Annotated in this window: 12 protein-coding genes and 1 tRNA gene; 5 read left to right on the plus strand and 8 right to left on the minus strand. The window is 70.7% G+C overall.

Annotated elements, in window-relative coordinates:
- Positions 1–165 precede the first annotated feature (165 nt).
- Positions 166–471: a hypothetical protein gene (locus ACP56T_RS20385; RefSeq protein ID WP_430913991.1), complete on the minus strand. Its 306-nt coding sequence runs from the start codon at positions 469–471 to the stop codon at positions 166–168.
- On the opposite strand from ACP56T_RS20385, the gene ACP56T_RS20390 reads away from it, so the two are divergent.
- From ACP56T_RS20390 to ACP56T_RS20400, 3 genes are read left to right on the plus strand one after another with little or no spacing between them, the layout of a single operon-like run.
- On the plus strand, positions 470–1,489 hold the full coding sequence (locus ACP56T_RS20390; RefSeq protein ID WP_430913992.1) for an HlyD family secretion protein: 1,020 nt from the start codon (positions 470–472) through the stop codon (positions 1,487–1,489). The genes ACP56T_RS20385 and ACP56T_RS20390 overlap by 2 nt on opposite strands.
- Positions 1,486–4,230, plus strand: coding sequence for a ribosome-associated ATPase/putative transporter RbbA (rbbA, locus tag ACP56T_RS20395; protein WP_430913993.1), 2,745 nt, complete (start codon positions 1,486–1,488; stop codon positions 4,228–4,230). Before ACP56T_RS20390 ends, rbbA begins: the two co-directional genes overlap by 4 nt.
- A gap of 1 nt (position 4,231) precedes the next feature.
- Positions 4,232–5,365, plus strand: a complete 1,134-nt coding sequence (locus ACP56T_RS20400; RefSeq protein ID WP_430913994.1) for an ABC transporter permease — start codon at positions 4,232–4,234, stop codon at positions 5,363–5,365.
- A gap of 27 nt (positions 5,366–5,392) precedes the next feature.
- Here ACP56T_RS20400 and ACP56T_RS20405 read toward each other — a convergent pair whose 3' ends face one another.
- The 7 genes from ACP56T_RS20405 to ACP56T_RS20435 all read right to left on the minus strand — a co-directional run bounded on the left by ACP56T_RS20405 (position 5,393) and on the right by ACP56T_RS20435 (position 15,198).
- Positions 5,393–6,919: a bifunctional aminoglycoside phosphotransferase/ATP-binding protein gene (locus ACP56T_RS20405; protein ID WP_430913995.1), complete on the minus strand. Its 1,527-nt coding sequence runs from the start codon at positions 6,917–6,919 to the stop codon at positions 5,393–5,395.
- A gap of 96 nt (positions 6,920–7,015) precedes the next feature.
- Positions 7,016–9,595, minus strand: a complete 2,580-nt coding sequence (gene mgtA, locus ACP56T_RS20410; RefSeq protein ID WP_430913996.1) for a magnesium-translocating P-type ATPase — start codon at positions 9,593–9,595, stop codon at positions 7,016–7,018.
- Complete coding sequence (fabI, locus tag ACP56T_RS20415; protein ID WP_430913997.1) at positions 9,592–10,365, minus strand: enoyl-ACP reductase FabI; 774 nt, start codon at positions 10,363–10,365, stop codon at positions 9,592–9,594. Before fabI ends, mgtA begins: the two co-directional genes overlap by 4 nt.
- Positions 10,362–11,555, minus strand: coding sequence for an acetate/propionate family kinase (locus tag ACP56T_RS20420; protein WP_430913998.1), 1,194 nt, complete (start codon positions 11,553–11,555; stop codon positions 10,362–10,364). Before ACP56T_RS20420 ends, fabI begins: the two co-directional genes overlap by 4 nt.
- Complete coding sequence (locus ACP56T_RS20425) at positions 11,552–12,961, minus strand: bifunctional enoyl-CoA hydratase/phosphate acetyltransferase (RefSeq protein ID WP_430914022.1); 1,410 nt, start codon at positions 12,959–12,961, stop codon at positions 11,552–11,554. The genes ACP56T_RS20420 and ACP56T_RS20425 overlap by 4 nt, the downstream gene beginning before the upstream one ends.
- Positions 12,962–12,963: 2 nt before the next feature.
- Entirely contained in the window at positions 12,964–14,760 is a 1,797-nt protein-coding gene (locus ACP56T_RS20430) for a PHA/PHB synthase family protein (RefSeq protein WP_430913999.1), read from the minus strand.
- A gap of 362 nt (positions 14,761–15,122) precedes the next feature.
- Positions 15,123–15,198, minus strand: a tRNA-Glu gene (locus ACP56T_RS20435).
- A gap of 83 nt (positions 15,199–15,281) precedes the next feature.
- Here ACP56T_RS20435 and ACP56T_RS20440 point away from each other — a divergent pair.
- Both ACP56T_RS20440 and rpoH read left to right on the plus strand, forming a co-directional pair.
- Positions 15,282–16,295: an RluA family pseudouridine synthase gene (locus tag ACP56T_RS20440; protein WP_430914000.1), complete on the plus strand. Its 1,014-nt coding sequence runs from the start codon at positions 15,282–15,284 to the stop codon at positions 16,293–16,295.
- 288 nt (positions 16,296–16,583) lie between these two features.
- Positions 16,584–17,468, plus strand: coding sequence for an RNA polymerase sigma factor RpoH (gene rpoH / locus ACP56T_RS20445; protein ID WP_430914001.1), 885 nt, complete (start codon positions 16,584–16,586; stop codon positions 17,466–17,468).
- Positions 17,469–17,509 lie beyond the last annotated feature (41 nt).

A 17,509-nucleotide genomic window follows, 5' to 3' on the forward strand; every position in this document is an offset into this window, starting at 1 on the left:
AGCAGCCCGGTAGCTCGTCAGGCTCATAACCTGAAGGTCACAGGTTCAAATCCTGTCCCCGCAACCAAAATTACCGAATAAGAAAAGCCGGTCAGGAAAACCCTGGCCGGCTTTTCTCATGTCCGGGCGTCTGTTTCCACCGGCTCCGATCCAATCCAAACGTTATCAGCGGCGTTTCGGCGCTGGCTGCGATCGGCTGCCATAATCTCCGGAGAACATGATCGGCACATGAAATGTGCCGGCAAAGCCGCGCGCGGCATCGAGATGGTCGGCGGCCGCGGCGAAGGCGCCAAAAGATCGTGCCGCCATGAACGAAACCGCGAAATCGGGGCGATCCCGGTGTCTCCGGTCGCGCGGAACGCGATGGGCTGGGTGAGCGCGCGAGGCTGCTTTTTGCGGCGCGGGAGCCGTCGCGGATGATATGGCGGGGTGATACCGGACGGCCGATCCGTCCGTGCCGGAGATGTCCATGCGGCGCCCCCACGTCCTTCTCCTCCACGTTATTCTTGCCGCCGCCCTTGCATCAGCCCTGCTGCCGGTGCCCGCCGTACGGGCCCAGTCCCGCATCAAGGCGCTGATCGAGCGCCTGCGCGGCGAGGGGGTGCCCGAAGGGATCGCCAAGACCAACGGGCGAATCGAGGCGACGCAAGTCGACGTCTCGTCGAAATACGCCGGCCGGCTGTCGGAGGTCTCCGTCAAGGAAGGCGACGAGGTCACGGCGGGACAGGTCGTCGCCCGCATCGCCTCGCCGGAATACGAGGCGCAGTTGCGGGCCGCGCAGGCCCAGGTGCTGCGGGCGCGCCAAGCCCTTGCCGAAGCAGAGGCTCTCATCGCCCAGCGCCGGAGCGATCAGATCCTCGCCCGCACCGATGCGGAGCGGGGCAAGAACCTCGTCCAGAAGGGCTACCTGAGCCAGCAGGTCTTCGACCAGCGCAACGCCAAGGCCGATGCCGCCGATGCGGCGCTGAAGGCGGCCGAGGCCCAGCGCGATCAGGCCGAGTTCGCGATCCGCGCCTCGGAGGCCGATGCCGAGCAGGTCAAGGCGATCCTGGTCGATCTCGTGCTGCTCGCCCCCCGCAGCGGCCGCGTCCAGTATCAGCTCGCCCGCGCCGGCGAGGTGGTGGCCCCCGGAACGCGGGTCCTGACGATCCTCGACCTCTCGGACGTCTACATGACGATCTACCTGCCGGCGGCGCAGGCGGGGAAGCTCGCGCTGGGGGACGAGGCGCGCATCATCCTCGACCCCGTGCCGCAATACGTGATCCCCGCCACGATCGGCTTCGTCGCCGCCGATGCCCAATTCACGCCCAAGACGGTGGAGACCGCCGACGAACGCGAGAAGCTCGTCTTCCGCGTCAAGCTTCAGGTCGACAGGGATCTCCTCGCCAAATACCACCGGCAGGTGAAGACCGGGGTCCGGGGGCTCGGCTTCGTACGGACCTCGCCCGAGGCCAGATGGCCGGACGCGCTCGTCGTGAAGCTGCCATGACCGGACCGGCGGCCCGGTTGACGGGGGTGAGCCAGCGCTACGGCCGGGTGGCGGCGCTGGACGGGCTGACCCTGGAGATTCCGTCAGGGCGCATGGTCGGGGTGATCGGGCCGGACGGCGTCGGCAAGTCGACCCTCCTGGCGCTGATCGCCGGTGTTCGCCGGATTCAGCACGGCAGCGTCCACGCCCTCGGCGGCGATCTGGCGGTGAGGGGGCAGCGCGAGGCGCGGCGCGGGCGCATCGCCTACATGCCGCAGGGCCTGGGCCGTAACCTCTACCCGACGCTGTCGGTCTTCGAGAACATCGACTTCCATGCCCGCTTGTTCGGCCAAGGCGGGGACGAGCGGCATCGGCGCATCGGCGAGTTGCTGAAGGCCACGGGGCTCGATCCCTTCGCGGGCCGCCCCGCCGCCAAGCTCTCGGGGGGCATGAAGCAGAAGCTCTCGCTCTGCTGCGCGCTGATCCACGACCCCGACCTTCTCGTGCTCGACGAGCCGACGACGGGCGTCGATCCGCTCTCGCGCGGCCAGTTCTGGGACCTCATCGACACCATCCGGGCGCGCAGGCCGGGGATGAGCGTCGTCGTCGCGACGGCCTACATGGAGGAGGCCGAGCGCTTCGACTGGCTCGTCGCCATGGATGACGGCCGGGCGATCGCCACCGGCACGCCGGCCGAGCTGCGCGCGAAGGCCGGGCAGGCGAACCTGGAGGACGCTTTCGTCGCGCTCCTGCCGGAGGTGAAACGCGCCCAGCACCGTCCGGTCGAGCCGCGCCCGCGCCCGACGGGCGACGACGCGACGCCCGCGATCGAGGCGGAGGGGCTGACGCGGCGCTTCGGCGACTTCGTCGCGGTCGACCATGTCAGCTTCCGCATCGGGCGCGGCGAGATCTTCGGCTTCCTCGGCTCGAACGGCTGCGGCAAGTCGACGACGATGAAGATGCTGACCGGGCTGCTGCCGGCGAGCGAGGGCACGGCGAAGCTCTTCGGCCAGCCCCTCGCGGCGAACGACATGGAGACGCGCCGGAACGTCGGCTACATGTCGCAATCCTTCTCGCTCTACGGCGGGCTCACGGTGCGCCAGAACCTGAGGCTGCACGCCGAGCTCTACCACCTGCCGGCGGCCGATATCCCCGGCCGCATCGCCGAGCTGCTGCTGCGGTTCGATCTGGAGGCGGTGGCGGACGAGCGCCCGGACGGATTGCCGCTCGGCATCCGCCAGCGCCTGCAACTCGCGGTCGCCGTGCTGCACCGCCCCGCCATGCTGATCCTCGACGAGCCGACCTCCGGCGTCGACCCGGTCGCGCGCGACGCCTTCTGGCGGACGCTGATCGATCTGTCCCGCGACGACGGCGTCACCATCTTCCTCTCGACGCATTTCATGAACGAGGCGGAGCGCTGCGACCGCATCTCCTTCATGCATGCCGGCAAGGTCCTGGCGGTCGGCACGCCGCAGGAGCTTGCGCGGCGGCGCGGCACGGACACGCTGGAGGCGGCCTTCATCGCCGTCCTCGAGGAGGCCGCCGGGAAGGCCGCCGGCGCGGAGGAGATCGGCCCGGAAGCCGCTCCCATCCCCGTCCCCACCGCCGCCGCGCTCCCCGCTCCGCCGGCCCGCCGCTTCGACGCGCGCCGGCTCTGGGCCTGCACGAGGCGCGAGACCATGGAGCTGATCCGCGACCCGATCCGGCTCAGCTTCGCCTTCCTCGGTCCGCTGATCCTGATGCTCGCCTTCGGATTCGGCATCTCCTTCGACGTCGAGAACCTGACATTCGCGGCCTACGATCAGGACAACTCCATGGAGAGCCGCCAGCTCGTGGAGGCTTTCACCGGCTCGCGCTACTTCGAGGAGCGGCCGCCGATCCGCTCCGCCGAAGAGCTCGACCGGCGCCTGAAGAGCGGAGAGTTGCAGTTCTCCATCGAAGTCCCGCCCTCGTTCGGGCGCGACCTGATGGCGGGGCGCGTCCCGCAGCTCTCCTTCTGGCTCGACGGGGCCATGCCGTTCCGGGCCGAGACGACGCGCGGCTACATCACCGCGCTCGCGACGCAATACGCCCAGGGCCTTGCCGCCGGGCGCTCCGCTTCGAGCCACGCGGCGACGCCGGTCTCGATGGAGACGCGCTTCCGCTACAACCAGGGCTTCAAGAGCGCCAACGCCATGGTGCCGAGCGTGATCATGCTGATGCTGATCGTCATCCCGGCGATCATGTCGGCGATCGGCGTGGTGCGCGAGAAGGAGACCGGCTCGATCGCGAACTTCCGCGCGACGCCGATCAGCCGCTTCGAGTTCCTGTTCGGCAAGCAACTGCCCTACATCGCCGTCGCGATGGTGAGCTTCGTGCTCCTGGTCGTCGTCGCGCGGGTCGTCTTCGACGTTCCGATCAAGGGCTCGGCCTGGGTCTTGGTGCTGGCGACCCTGCTCTACGTCGCGGCGACGACCGGATTCGGACAACTGATCTCGAGCTTCACGCGGACGCAGGTCTCCGCGGTCTTCGCCACCGCGATCCTGTCGATCATCCCGGCGATCAACTTCTCCGGGCTGATGGTGCCGGTGGCCTCCCTCTCCGGGGGCGGACGCCTGATCGGGACGAGCCTGCCGCCGGCCTGGTACCAGCCGGTCAGCGTCGGGGTCTTCACCAAGGGGCTCGGGATCGGCGAGCTCTGGACCAACCTCGCGATGCTCGCCGCCTTCTTCCTGCTGTTCCTCGCTGTGGCGCAGGTCGGCCTGCGCAAGCTGGAGGACTGAGATGGGTGAACGCCTCGCCCGTCTCCGCACCATCGGCCATCTCGTCGTCAAGGAGCTGCGCAGCATCCGGGCGGACCCGGTGATGCTGCTGCTCGTCCTCTATGCCTTCTCGATCGCGGTCTACACGGTCGCGACCGGCGTGAAGCTGGAGGCGCGGGACCTGACCATCGGCATCGTCGACGAGGATCGCTCGGACGTCTCGCGCACGCTGCTGGGCGCTTTCGGGCCACCCCTCGTCAAGCGCGCCAAGGTGATCGCGCCGGGCGACATCGACGCGGAGATGGATTCCGGGCGCCTGGTCTTCGTGCTGGAGATCCCGCCTAAGTTCGAGGCCGACCTGCGGGCGGGGCGCCAGACGGGGGTGCAGCTCGACGTGGACGCCACGGCGATGACGCAGGCCGGCAACGGCGCGGTCTACATCCAGCAGATCGTCGCGCAGGAGATCGCGAACCTGAAGGCCGGGCGGGAGACCTCCACCGCCCTGCCGGTGGACCTCGTCGTGCGGGCGCGCTTCAACCCGAACCTCGATTCCGGCTGGTTCAGCGCGGTGATGCAGATCCTCAACAACGTCACGCTGCTGACGATCGTGCTGACCGGCGCCGCCCTCATCCGCGAGCGCGAGCAGGGGACGGTCGAGCACCTGCTGGTGATGCCGGTGACGCCGGTCGAGATCATGCTGGCCAAGATGGCGGCGAATGCGCTCGTGATCCTCGTCGCGGCCGTGGCCTCGCTCCTCCTCGTGGTCGAGGGGTGGCTCGGCATTCCCGTCGCCGGCTCGCTGGCGTTGTTCGTCTTCGGCGCGGCCGTCTATGCCTTCGCCGTCGCCGCGCTCGGCATCCTGCTCGGCACGCTGGCGACGACGATGGGCCAGTTCGGGCTGCTCGCCATCCCGGTCTTCGTGGTCACGCAACTGCTGTCGGGGGCGACCACGCCGATGGAGAGCATGCCGCTCTGGCTGCAATGGACCATGCGGATCCTCAGCCCGACGCCGCATTTCGTCGCCTTCTCGCAGGGCGTGCTCTATCGCGGCGCCGGCCTCGACGTGGTCTGGCCCGAGATCGCCAGGATCGTGGCGATCGGGGCCGCCTATTTCACCGTCGCCCTCGTGCGCTTCAGGAAGGTGATCTTCGCCTGAGCCTTCGCGCCCCCCGAGACGTCGATCTCACGCCGTCGCGGGCCTGATGGCGTCCAGGGCCCTTTCACGGACCGTCCCCGCCTCGGTGTCGGCCGGCACGCGCGTCCAGGCGATCGCTCCCGGCGAGCGGGCGAGCTGCTCCGCGACCACCTCCGGCGTCGCATCGGACACGTCGCCCGTCCTCTCGCGAACCCGCCGGAGCAGGCGTTCGGGATCGGCGTCGAGCCAGATCCCCGTGAACGGAACGCCAGCGGCCACAGCGGAGGCGGCGATGCGCGCCCGTTCCTCGGGCCTGCCGAAGACGGCGTCCGCGACCACGCCGTGCCCGAGCCCGGCGATGCGCCCGGCCGCCGCGTCCAGCTCGGCATAGACCGCGTCCGACACGACGGAGCGATAGGCCTCGGCGGGGAGGCGCGTTTCGGCCGCCACCCCGAACCGGCGCTTGCGGATGCGGTCGCTGGCGAGGATGCGGCCCCCCGGTGCCGGGCCGATCTCGGGCGCCAGCGCCGCCGCGACGGTCGACTTGCCCGAGCCGGACAGGCCGCCGACGGCGATGAGCCGCGCCGGCCGCGATTCGAGCAGCGTCCGCGCGAGGGCGAAATAGGCATGCGCCTCCTCCCGCCGGGCCTCGTCGCCGCCTTCGGCCTGAGTGGCGGTGACATGCGCGCGCACGGCGGCGCGCACCGCCATCAGGAAGGGGAGCAGCGGCAGCCCGTCCTCCTCGTCGCGGGCGTCGAGATAGCGGTTGAGGACGAGGTTGGCCTCCGCTCGCAGGCCGCGATGCCAGAGGTCCATCAGCAGGAAGGCGATATCGTAGAGGACATCGGTCGTCGCCAGGCTCTCGTCGAACTCGAGGCAGTCGAACAGCGTCGGCCGGCCGTCGACGAGGCAGATGTTGCGCAGATGCAGGTCGCCATGGCAGCGGCGCACCTTGCCGGCGCGGGCGCGCGTGTCGAGCAGGTCCGAGAGGGCGGAGAGGCGGCTGCGGAACGCGGCGGCCAGCGCCGCGACCTCCGCCTGCGGGAAGATGCGCGTCGCCGCGAAGGCGCCCTCGTTGATGTCGAGCACGGCGGCCATGCGGCCGGCGCCGTCCGATGAGGAGGCGACCTCGGCGCTTCCATGGAACGCCGCGATCCGGTTCGCGAGCTCGGTCAGAATCGGCTTGGCCAGCGCGCCTCGGACGGCGAGACGGTCGAACAGGCCGCCCTCGTCGAAGCGCGCCATCTCCACGACGGCATCGACCAGCGGGCCGTCCCCGTCCAGGACGAGGCGTCCGTCGGATCGGCGCGTGATCCGGCGGACGGCCCGATACAATCCGGGCGCGGTGCGGCGGTTGAGCGCCAGTTCCCGCTCGCAGGCGGCGAGCCGCCGCTGCGGCGTCGAGAAATCGACATAGCCGAGGCGGACGGCGCGCTTCAGCTTGATCGCATGCGGGCCCGACAGGATGACGAGGGAGATATGCGTCTCGATGCGTCGCGGCGTCTCGGACCCGCCGCCCCACCCGGCTTCGGAGGTCAGGAAGGCGATCACCTCGTCCTGGCTTCCGGCGAGCATGGTTCCTCCGACTTGCCAAGGGCCGCTGCCACCATCGCGGCCGCTTTCGGGCCGCACCTTGATCTCGATCAGGTCCCCGGAGAACGATCGGGACCGTCACTGCGCGGTCGGTGTGTGGCCGGGCCTGAGGGCGACGGATTTCAGCAGCTCCGCCGCCGCGAGATAGGCGATCACGACGAGCCCGATGCCTGCCAGCACGGTGGCGGGCGGCGGCTCGAACCCGAACCAGCGTCCCGCCGGCGTGAACGGCAGCGCCAGCGCGACGACGAGGGCGGCGAGGGACGACACGGCCAGCGCCGGGCGGGGCCGGTCGCGCCACGGCCGCCCGTTGGTGCGGATGACGAAGATGACGAGGATCTGCGTCGCCATGGATTCGAGGAACCAGGCGGTGCGGAACTCGGCGGGCGAGACCTGGAACGCGAAGAGCAGCAGGACGAAGGTGAGGAGGTCGAACGCCGAGGAGAGCGGGCCCATGACGCCCGCGAACCGCAGCAGGCCGCCCATGTCCCAGACCTGCGGCCGCGCCACCGCTTCCGAGCGGACGCCGTCGAACGGGATGCCGAGCTCCGACAGGTCGTAGAGCAGGTTGTTCAAAAGGATCTGGATCGGCAGCATCGGCAGGAACGGAAGCGCCAGGGAGGCGACCGCCATCGAGAGCATGTTGCCGAAGTTCGAGCTGGCCCCCATCCGCACGTATTTCAGGATGTTGGCGAAGGTCCTGCGGCCTTCCTCCACGCCGTCGGCGACGACGCCGAGATCCGAGTCCAGCAGGATCATGTCGGCGGCGGCCTGCGCCACGCCGCTCGCCCCCTCGACCGACAGGCCGATATCGGCGGCCTTCAGCCCCGGCGCGTCGTTGATGCCGTCGCCGAGGAAGCCCACGACCGCGCCCTTGGCCTGCAACACCTTGATGATGCGCGATTTCTGATCGGGCGCGAGCCGTCCGTAGCAGTCGACCGTCTGAACCTGCACGGCCAGCGCGTCGTCGCCGAGGGCCGCGACCTCGGCGCCCGACAGCACCGTGTCCGCGTTCAGGCCGACGAGGCCGGCAAGACGCCTGACGACCACGGGATCGTCGCCCGACAGGATCTTCAGCCGGACGCCGGCCCCGGCGAGCCGGGCGATCGCCGAGGCGGCCGTGGCCTTGGGCGGATCGGCGAAGGCGCAGAATCCCTCGAAGACGAGATCGGCCTCGTCCGCCATCTCGACCTCGTGGGTCGCTTCGGGCCACGGCCGCGAGGCCACCGCGATGGCGCGTAAGCCGTCCGCCGCCAGGGCATGGACGAGCTCGATGGCCTGCGCCCGCTCGCCCGCGCCCATCGCGGCGACGATCCCGCCGGTCCGCCGCGCCGTGCACAGGGCGAGCACGGCCTCCGGCGCGCCCTTGACGATCAGCAGCCGCCCCTCGGGCCCTTCGGCGAGGACGGATCCCAGCCGCCGGTTGAAATCGAAGGCGCGCCGGCCGGCGAGGGTCCAGCCCTCCGACGCTCCGGCGGAGCCGCCGATCAGCGCCGCGTCGAGGGAGCCGCGATCGCCGCCGAGGCTGGCGGCGACGGCGCCGAGCCGGGCCGCGCGGGGATCGTCGGTGCCGGCCGCGTCCAGGCTGCGGGCCAGCGTGATCTCGGCCGAGGTCAGGGTGCCGGTCTTGTCGGTGCACAGCACTGTCATGGCGCCGAGATCGTGGATCGAGGCCAGGCGCTTGACGATGACCTTCTTGCCCGCCATCCGCATCGCCCCGCGCGACAGGGTGACGGTCGTGATCATCGGCAGAAGCTCGGGGGTCAGGCCGACGGCCAGCGCCACCGCGAAGAGCACGGAATCGAGCACCTCGCGGCCGAGCAGCACACGGGTCGCGAGCACGACGATGGCCAGTCCCAGCGTCAGCCGAGCGATGACGAGGCCGAACTGGTGCAGGTCCCGCTGGAAGGGCGAGGGCGCCTGCGCTTCGGCGAGGGCCGATGCGGCGGCCCCGAACACGGTCGCGCGGCCGGTGCCGACGACGAGCGCGATCGCTTCCCCGGTCTGCACCACCGCGCTGCGGAACAGCGCGTTCGAGGCTTCCCCGGCATCGGGCGCCGCGACCGCGCCGGGCCGCTTCTCGACGGCGTAGGGTTCGCCGGTCAGCGCCGCTTCCCCGGCGGTGCAGGCCGTCGCCTCGAGGATCAGCGCGTCGGCCGGGACGATGTCGCCGGCCCGGACCCGCAGGATGTCGCCGGGCACGACCGCGGCGACCTCGACCTCACGGAAGGCGCCGTCGCGCTTCACCTCGGCCTTCAGCGCCACCGAGCGCCGGAGCACCTCCGCCGCCCTCACGGCGTGTCCCTCCTGGACGGTGTCGAGACCGATCGAGATCATCAGGATGGCGACGATGATCGAGCCGCCGACGCCGTCCCCGGTCGCGACCGAGACGATGCCGGCCGCCAGCAGGATCAGCGACAGGGGTTCGAGCAGCCGCCGGAGAATGGCCCGCGCGACGCTGTCGCGCCGCGTTCCGGCGTCGCTGTTGGGGCCGTAACGGTCGAGCCTCGCCGCGGCATCGGCGGAGGAGAGGCCGTCGCGGCCGCACCCGAGGGCGTCGCCGAGCTCCTGCGGGGTTCGCGTCCAGAACGCGGCGTGGCCGCTCGGGCGGTCGTCGGAGGCGCGCGGGTCGACGGCTGCGGCGGCCTCTCTCCTCATGCGACGATGTGGAAGCCGTGATCGGCATAGGTGACCGATCCGGTGAGGCACGCGGCGGATTCGCCGGCGAGAAAGGCGGCGACGCGTCCGATCTCGTCGATCGTCACGAGCTGATGGGCCGGCGTCCTGTCGCGGACGCGATCCAGCAGCGCGTCGAAGCGGTCGATGCCCGAGGCGGCGCGGGTCTTGACCGGCCCCGCTGACAGGGCGTGCACATGGATCCCCTTGGGGGCGAGGTCCGCCGCCAGTGCCCGCACGGTCGATTCCAGCGCCGCCTTCACCGGACCCATCAGGTTGTAGCTCTCGACGACGCGATCGGCGCCGAAGAAGCTCACGGTCTGGAGGCTTCCGCCCGCCGTCATCAACGGCAGGGCCAGCTTCGCCATGCGGATGAAGGAATGGCAGGAGACGTCCATCGCCAGGGCGAAGCCCTCCGCCGAGCAGTTGACGAGCCCGGTCTGGAGATCCTCGCGCGGCGCGAAGGCGATCGAATGGAGCAGGAAGTCGAGCCGCCCCCACTGGCTTGCGATCCGCTCGAACACCGCCTCCAGCTGCCCCGCCTCGCGCACGTCGCAGGGCAGGACGAGCGGCGCCTCCAGGGCCTCCGCCAGCGGCCGCACATGGGGCTCGGCCTTGGCGTTGAGATAGGTGACGGCCAGTTCCGCTCCCGCCGCGCGAAAGGCGCAGGCGCAGCCATGCGCGATGCTGTGCTCGTTGGCGATGCCGACGACGAGGCCGCGCTTGCCGGCAAGATCGACGATGGGCGTCATCGGAGGATGTCTCCAGGCTGGAAGAAGGACGAGGTTTCCTCGGCGATGACCTGCTCCTCGTCGGTCGGAACGACGAGGACCGCGATCCGGCTGGCGGCGGCGTCGATCCGCGCCGCGTTCCGCGCGTTCGCGGCGGGGTCGAGGGCGAGGCCGAGCCAGGCCAGATGCCGGCAGACCCTCTCGCGGATCTCCGGCTGATGCTCGCCGATGCCGGCGGTGAAGACGATGGTGTCGAGCCCGCCCAGCGTGTTGGCGAGCGAGACGGCCTCGCGGGCGATGCGGAAGGCGAACAGGTCGAGCGCCTCGCGCGCTTCCGGCTCCTCGCTGTCGATCAGGTCCCGGCTGTCGGCGCTGATCCCGGAGACGCCGAGCAGGCCCGAATGGCGGTAGAGCATGTCCTCCACCGCCTCCATCGACAGGCCGCGCTCCCTCAGCAGGTGAATCACCACGCCGGGATCGAGGGTGCCGCAGCGGGTCGCCATCGGGATGCCGTCGAGCGTCGAGAAGCCCATGCTGGTGTCGCGGCTGACGCCCGCCTCGAGCGCGCAGAGGCTCGCCCCGCTGCCGAGATGGGCCGCGACGACGCGGCCTTCGGCGAGCGCGGGGGCGCTCTGCCGGAGCCGGCTCGCGACGGACTTGTAGGACAGGCCGTGGAAGCCGTAGCGCTTGACGCCCTCGTCGAAGAGCACACGCGGCAGGGCGAAGCGCCGGACGAGATCGCTCTGGCTGCGGTGGAAGGCCGTATCGAAGGAGGCGATCTGCGGCAGGTTCGGGCGCAGATGACGGATCGCCCGGATCAGCCGGATGCTCTGCGGCTGGTGCAGCGGCGCCAGGGGCACCAGGGCCTCGATCGCCGCGAGCGTCCCGTCGTCGATGGCCTCCGGTCCCGCGAAGCGGTCTCCGCCATGCACCACGCGATGCCCGACGGCGGCGAGCGAACCGACCGGGAAATGGCCCGCCAGCCAGTCGAGCGTCTCGTCGATCACGTCGTGCAGGTCGTCGTTGACGGTCGCCGCAAGCGGGATCTCCGCGACGGTCGGACCTTCGACGATGTGGAGTGTCAGAGGCGCATGGCGCAGGTCGATCACTCCCTTGCCGAGGCGGCGCGGGCCGCCCGCCTCCATCGCGAAGAGGCCGAGCTTGATCGTCGACGAGCCGGGATTGAACGTCAGGAGAATGCGGCCGCTCATGGCACCGGCACCTGCGCTTTGCGACGGGCGGCCACGAGCTTGGCCAGGGAGACCGAGGCGAGCCTGACGCCGAGCGAATCCGAGCGGCTCGTCAGGATGATCGGCACGCGCGCGCCGAGCACCAGCCCGGCCGCTGCGGCGCCCGCGAGATAGATCAACTGCTTGGCCAGCATGTTGCCGGCCTCGAGATTGGGAACGACGAGGATGTCGGCCTGTCCCGCGACGGGCGAGACGATCTCCTTGATCCGCGCCGCGTCGAAGCTGACGGCGTTGTCGAAGGCGAGCGGCCCGTCGACCCGCGCCCCGGTGATCTGGCCGCGCCCCGCCATGACGGTCAGGGCGGCGGCGTCCAGGGTGGCCGGCATGGCCGCGTTGACGGTCTCGACCGCCGCGAGGATCGCGACCAGGGGCTCGGCGACGCCGAGATCGTGCAGCAGGTCGATGGCGTTCTGGCAGATGTCGCGCTTCTGCGCGAGGGTCGGGGCGATGTTGATCGCGGCGTCGGTGATGATCAGCGGCTTCGGATAGTCGGGCACGCCCAGCGCGTAGACATGGCTGATCCGCCGTTCCGTGCGCAGGCCGGACTGGGCGGCGACGACGGCGCCCAGGAGTTCGTCCGTATGCAGGCTGCCCTTCATCAGGGCCTCCACCTCGCCCTTGGCGGCGAGCGCGACGGCACGGGCGGCGGCGGCGTGGCTGTGCTCGGTCTCCTCCAGCCGGAGGCCGGCGATCGACAGACCCGCCTCCTCGGCCGCCCGTCGAATGCGGTCCGCCGGGCCGACGAGGACCGGCTCGATCAGGCCCTCGTCGCGCGCTTCGATCGCGGCCCGGATCGCCTCCGCGTTGCAGGGGTGGACGATCGCCGTGCGCATCGGCGGCAGGTCGCGGGCGGTCCGCAGGAACGGCTCGAAGCTGTCGGGTCGGCGCAGCGCCACCTCCGGCACCGGCATGCGGGGCAGCGAGAGCTTCTCGTCCGGGGCGAGCACGGTCGCGGTGCCGGACAGGACCTCCTCGCCATGCTGGTTGGTGCAGCGGGTATCGAGCAGGACGATGCGCTTCTCCGGCCGCTTCTCCCGCACCGCGACGGTGGCGGTGATGGTGTCGCCCGGCGCGACCGGTTTGCGGAAGCGCAGATCCTGGCCGAGATAGATCGTTCCGGGCCCCGGAAGCTCGGTCCCGAGCAGGGTCGAGATCAGGGCCGCGGTCCACATGCCGTGGATGACGACATGGCCGAAGACGTCGCCCGCCGCGTATTGCGCGTCGAGATGGGCCGGGTTGACGTCGCCCGACACCGCCGCGAACAGCTTGATGTCGTCGGGGCTGACCTCGCGGGTCAGCGAGGCGGTCTCGCCGATCGCGAGCTCGTCGAAGGTCCGGTTGACCAGCGGCGCGCCGGCCGGGAGCATGCTCACGACTGCCTCACATAGGTGCCGGGCGCATCCGCGAGCGGCGGGTAGCCATGCTCGGGCGCACCCATGCCGGGGGGCGGGACCTGCTCTTCCGGGCACCGGGCGGCGAGCCATTCGACCCAGGCCGGCCACCACGATCCGTCCCGCAGCGTCGCCGCCGCCGTCCATTCCTCGGCGCTCAGCAGAACGTCGGAGGGCGCCTTGGTGGCGATGCGGAAATGCCGGTGCGGGTGGCCGGGCTCGCTGACGATCCCCGCGTTGTGGCCGCCGCTGGTCAGCACGAAGGTGATCGGGGCGTCCGAGAGGTAATGGATCTTGTAGACCGATTGCCACGGCGCGACGTGATCCTGCTCGGTCCCGACCGCGAAGACCGGCACGCCGATGTTCTGCAACGCGATGGGACGGCCCTCGACCGTGTAGCGTCCCGAGGCGAGATCGTTGCCCAGGAAGAGCCGGCGCAGGTACTCCGAATGCATGCGGTAGGGCATGCGCGTCGCATCGGCGTTCCAGGCCATGAGATCGATCATCGGCGTGCGCTGGCCCATCAGGTAGTCGTGGATCATCCGCGACCAGATGAGGTCGTTCGACTTGAGGAGCTGGAACGCGCCGGCCATCTGCGCCGAATCCAGCGTGCCGTGCTCCCACATCGCCGCCTCCAGGAAGGAGACCTGGCTGTCGTCGATGAAGAGTTGCAGCTCGCCCGGCTCGGTGAAGTCGGTCTGGGCCGCGAACAGCGTCATCGTCGCGAGGCGCTCGTCGCCGAACTCGGCCATGGCCGCGGCCGCGAGCGCCAGCAGCGTCCCCCCGAGGCAGTAGCCGGCCGCGTGGACCTTCCGGCCCGGTACGATGGCCGCGATGGCGTCGAGCGCCGCCATGACGCCGAGCCGTCGGTAGTCCTCGAGGGACAGCGCGCGGTCGTCCGCCGTGACGTTGCGCCAGGAGATGCAGAAGACCGTGCGGCCCTGGCCGACGAGGTAGCGGATCAGGGAGTTCTGCGGCGACAGGTCGAGGATGTAGTATTTCATGATCCAGGCCGGCACGATCAGGACCGGCTCGGGATGCACGGTCGCCGTGACGGGAGCGTACTGGATCAGCTCGATCAGGTGATTGCGGAAGATCAACTTGCCCGGCGTCACGGCGACCGTCTCGCCCGGCCTGAAGGTCTCGCTTCCCGCCGGAGGCGACCCCGCCATCGCCCGCCGGGCGTCGTCGCTCCAGTTGCGAAGGCCCTCGGCCAGGTTCCGCCCCCCGGTCCGCAGGGTCTCCTGCGCGACGGCCGGGTTGGCGAGGGGCGAGTTGGACGGCGAGAACATGTCCAGCCACTGGCGCGCGGCGAAGGCCACCGCATCCTGGTGGTGAGGCGAGACGCCGGCGACGTCATGGGTCGCGGCCTCCCACCATTGCTCCGTCAGCAGGAAGCCCTGGTACCAGAGGCGATAGGGCAGGACGTTCCAGCCGCCGTCGCGAAACCGCTTGTCGCCCGGCGGGGCTTGCGTGCCGGGCGGGGCCTGGGGGTCCAGGGCGGCGAGCAGGGCGTCCTCGGAGAGCCGCGCCGCGTTCCGGCAGGCCATGAGGGCGAGTTCCGCCCGCTTGCCCGGCGAAGCGCCGAGATGCATCCCCCAGTCGGCGAAGGCGAGCGCCAGGGCGGCCGGCGAGAGCCCGCCCGTCATGTGCGAGACGGCGGCCGCCCAGCTTCTGTCGAAGTCGCGGAAAACATCGGCCGCCGGCGCCGGTGGCGGCACCGGCGTCTCCTGCGCGGCGTCGGCGGGGGGAGCCGCATCGGTGCGATGATCCATCGGGCGATCTCCTGTCGGCGTCCCGCGGTCAAGCGTAGCCGCAGCGTGCGTCAGGATTGCGAAGCCTTCGCGCGGAAAGCACCGGTCCGATCCGGCGGGTGTCTCGCGTGCTCCGGGGGGCGGGTCGCCTTGCGCGCTCCGATCATATGACGGCCGCGAGGGCGGCCCTTCCGCCGGGATCGCCCGGCCGGGTCCTCCGAGCGCCCTTAAGAACGGGACACCCCCTCACCAGCTCGCCGCCATGACGCTGCGTCCGAGCAAGCGGAAGGCCCGCGACGCGGTCCGATCCATGAAGGACGGACCCGTGAAGAGAAAATCGATATCCGAGAAAGCCGAGCGCATGGAGCGGCTTGAAAAGCCGCTGGCGCTCCCAAGGGGAATCGAACCCCTGTTTTCGCCGTGAGAGGGCGACGTCCTAGACCGCTAGACGATGGGAGCTTTCCGGCCGGAGGCGGTTCGTATAGCGACGGTCTCAGCCGGGGGCAAGCGCGGAAATGCGTCTTTCGGCGATCCGTATCGGAATGAGGGACAACGACGTGCAGGAGGCCCCGGCCATCGCGGAGCGCAGGGCGGTCGTCGCGGAGGATGCCGCCGCCGGCCGGCTCGACAAGGCGTTGGCGCAAGCCTTCCCCGATCTGTCGCGCGCGCGCCTCCAGGCCCTGGTGCGGGCGGGCCATGTCCGGCAGGACGGGCGCCCCGCCCTCGATCCGTCCGCGAAGGTGGGGGCCGGCGCCGTCCTGACCCTGGCCGAGCCGGAGGCCGTGTCGGCCGAGCCCGCCGCCGAGGCCCTCGCCCTCGCCATCGTCTACGAGGACGACGACCTCGTCGTGCTCGACAAGCCGGCCGGCCTCGTCGTCCATCCGGCGCCGGGTCACGCCGACGGCACCTTGGTCAACGGCCTCATCGCCCATTGCGGGGAGAGCCTGTCGGGCATCGGCGGGGTGCGCCGCCCCGGCATCGTGCACCGGCTCGACAAGGACACCAGCGGCCTCATGGTGGTGGCCAAGAACGACCTTGCCCATCGCGGGCTGACCGCGCAATTCGCCGATCACGGCCGCAGCGGCCCGCTGGAACGGGCCTATGTCGCACTGGTCTGGGGCGTGCCGGAGCCGCGCGTGGGCACCGTCGACGCCAATCTCGCCCGCAGCCGGCGCAACCGCGAGAAGATCGCCGTGGTGCGCGGCGACGAAGGCCGCAGGGCGGTGACGCATTACAGCGTCGAGGCGGTGCCCGCGCCCGAGGTCGCGCTGGTGCGCTGCCGGCTGGAGACGGGCCGCACCCATCAGATCCGCGTGCATCTCGGCCATCTCGGCCACCCGCTGCTCGGGGATACGGTCTATGGCAGCGCCTTCAAGACCAAGGCGTCGCTGCTGACGGAAGAGGCGCGCGCGGCCCTCGCGGCGCTCGGCCGGCAGGCGCTCCATGCCACGCTGCTCGGCTTCGCCCATCCCCGCGACGGCCGCACCCTGCGCTTCGAGAGCCCGCCGCCGCCGGAGATGGCGGCGTTGATCGAGGCCCTTGGGAAGCCGGCGTAACCCGTCCCGGTCCGCGTGCGAAAATAGGAGGCGCGAGCGCGGTCTCGGCGCAACGGTCAAGGGTGCGGGAGGGCACTCCAGGTGCGCAAAGGCACCGCGCCCCACGACCGATCGTGACAGCTTGCACCGGAACGATCCGTCGCGCGTTGTCGTCGACGATCGTGCCGCGCGGCCGCTACCGGACCGGCCGTTTCCTCATTACACATGGGGAATCGGGCGGCCGGCTCAAGGAGCGGCGGCCCGCAATTCGCGGCCTGCCCGTCCGGGGGGCCATCCAAGGAGGTCGACATGGCAGGCGCATTACCGATGCTCGCCAACGAGGGGGGCCTTTCGCGCTACCTCGACGAGATCCGCAAGTTCCCGATGCTGGAGCCGACGGAGGAGTTCACCCTCGCCAAGAGCTGGCGCGACGGAGGCGATCGCGACGCGGCCCATCGTCTGGTGACGTCCCATCTGCGCCTCGTCGCCAAGATCGCCATGGGATATCGCGGCTACGGGCTGCCGATCAGCGAGGTCGTCTCGGAGGGCAATGTCGGCCTGATGCAGGCGGTCAAGCGCTTCGATCCCGACAAGGGCTTCCGGCTCGCGACCTACGCCATGTGGTGGATCAAGGCCGCGATCCAAGAATACATCCTGCGCTCCTGGTCGCTCGTGAAGATGGGCACCACGGCCAACCAGAAGAAGCTCTTCTTCAACCTGCGCAAGGCCAAGGGCAAGATCTCGGCCCTGGACGAGGGCGACCTCAGGCCCGATCAGGTCAAGCAGATCGCCACCCGTCTCGGCGTGCCCGAGCAGGACGTGGTCGACATGAACCGCCGCCTCTCCGGCGACAGCTCGCTCAACGCGCCCTTGCGCGAGGAGGGCGAGGGCGAATGGCAGGACTGGCTCGTCGACAACACCCCGAGCCAGGAGACGGTGCTGGTGCGCGAGCAGGAGGGCACCAACCGCCTCTCGGCGCTGCGCGACGCCCTCGGCGTGCTGAACCCGCGCGAACGGCGCATCTTCGAGGCGCGCCGGCTCGCCGACGACCCGATCACCCTCGAGGACCTGTCGGGCGAGTTCGGCGTCTCCCGCGAGCGCGTGCGCCAGATCGAGGTGCGGGCCTTCGAGAAGGTTCAGGAGGCGGTCAAGCGCAACCTCGCCACCCGCGAGGCGGTGCGGGCCGGCGCCTGACGAATAGCCGGCCCGGCACGCTTCGCGCGTGCCGGGATCTT

Source organism: Methylobacterium endophyticum, assembly GCF_050591105.1.
GTDB lineage: Bacteria > Pseudomonadota > Alphaproteobacteria > Rhizobiales > Beijerinckiaceae > Methylobacterium.

Bases quoted from the DNA above. Each gene is read 5' to 3' on its own strand.
- mgtA (WP_430913996.1), bottom strand. From the start codon at position 9,595: ATGAGGAGAGAGGCCGCCGCAGCCGTCGACCCGCGCGCCTCCGACGAC.
- ACP56T_RS20440 (WP_430914000.1), top strand. From the start codon at position 15,282: ATGAGGGACAACGACGTGCAGGAGGCCCCGGCCATCGCGGAGCGCAGG.
- ACP56T_RS20420 (WP_430913998.1), bottom strand. From the start codon at position 11,555: ATGAGCGGCCGCATTCTCCTGACGTTCAATCCCGGCTCGTCGACGATC.
- ACP56T_RS20430 (WP_430913999.1), bottom strand. From the start codon at position 14,760: ATGGATCATCGCACCGATGCGGCTCCCCCCGCCGACGCCGCGCAGGAG.
- fabI (WP_430913997.1), bottom strand. From the start codon at position 10,365: ATGACGCCCATCGTCGATCTTGCCGGCAAGCGCGGCCTCGTCGTCGGC.
- rbbA (WP_430913993.1), top strand. From the start codon at position 1,486: ATGACCGGACCGGCGGCCCGGTTGACGGGGGTGAGCCAGCGCTACGGC.
- ACP56T_RS20385 (WP_430913991.1), bottom strand. From the start codon at position 471: ATGGACATCTCCGGCACGGACGGATCGGCCGTCCGGTATCACCCCGCC.
- ACP56T_RS20425 (WP_430914022.1), bottom strand. From the start codon at position 12,961: ATGCTCCCGGCCGGCGCGCCGCTGGTCAACCGGACCTTCGACGAGCTC.
- ACP56T_RS20405 (WP_430913995.1), bottom strand. From the start codon at position 6,919: ATGCTCGCCGGAAGCCAGGACGAGGTGATCGCCTTCCTGACCTCCGAA.
- rpoH (WP_430914001.1), top strand. From the start codon at position 16,584: ATGGCAGGCGCATTACCGATGCTCGCCAACGAGGGGGGCCTTTCGCGC.
- ACP56T_RS20400 (WP_430913994.1), top strand. From the start codon at position 4,232: ATGGGTGAACGCCTCGCCCGTCTCCGCACCATCGGCCATCTCGTCGTC.
- ACP56T_RS20390 (WP_430913992.1), top strand. From the start codon at position 470: ATGCGGCGCCCCCACGTCCTTCTCCTCCACGTTATTCTTGCCGCCGCC.